Annotated in this window: 1 protein-coding gene; it reads right to left on the bottom strand. The window is 75.3% G+C overall.

Going from position 1 to position 869, the window contains the following annotated elements:
• Positions 1-196 precede the first annotated feature (196 nt).
• On the bottom strand, positions 197-869 hold a 673-nt coding region (locus tag AOK03_RS41420; protein WP_167355667.1), incomplete at its 5' end, for a HEAT repeat domain-containing protein.

The raw sequence follows: 869 nt of genomic DNA on the forward strand, positions 1-869 counted from the left end.
CGACCGTATCCAGAAACGGCGCCGCGCCAGCGACCTCATCGAACGCGCCCAACAGCTCAGGGCGCAGCAAGCGTCGGCACGACTCGTGAGCGAAGACCGCTCCGTCGACCTTGCCACCCTCACCCCCGACCAGCTTCTGGACCTCATCGCCGACGAGGATTCCGCGACCTGAACCCAGGGAGCACCGACCGGCGACTCAGCGCCTGCGGTCGGCGACCTCGCGGAGCGCCGCGCGTGCTGTCTCGCTCGCGAGGCCGTTCGTCCTGCAGTACGCGATGACGTGCGCGTCGGCCTCCTCCGTGTCCAGCGCCGCGAGACCGCGCAGCGCCGGGTCGCGCAGGTAGGTCGAGCGCTCGGCGGTGAGCAGCGCGGCCAGCGGCGCGACGCAGTCGGGGGAGCGGCGGTCCGCCAGCGCCTCGGTCGCGGGCAGGTGGATGTCCTCGACCTCCGGCGAGACGGCGAGACCGGCCAGTGCCGCCACCGCCACGGCCCCCGGGCACCCGGCGAGCGCCGCGACCAGTTCGTCCCCGATGTGCCGCCGGAACCGCGGTGGCTCCGCAAGCGAGGCCAGAACGTACGCTCCCGGGCCACCGATCCGCCCCAGCGCCCGCACCGCGCCCCGCGCCACATCACGGCTCGCATCCCTCGCCGCGAGCTCCCCGAGCACATCGGCGGCCTCGGCGACAGGGAACCGGCCCAACGCCTGCGCCGCCTGCATCCGCACCGGCTCCAGCGGATCCCGGGCAGCGGCCAGCAGCACCGGCAACGACTCTCGCGCGCCGATCAGTCCGAGCGCGTGCACGGCTCGGGCGCGGAGGGTGCCGGGCTCCTCGCCGTCGCCCGCGAGAGCGGCGAGGCGGTCGGCGGCG

The sequence above is a fragment of the Streptomyces atriruber genome, from assembly GCF_001418325.1.
Taxonomy (GTDB): Bacteria; Actinomycetota; Actinomycetes; order Streptomycetales; family Streptomycetaceae; genus Streptomyces; species Streptomyces atriruber.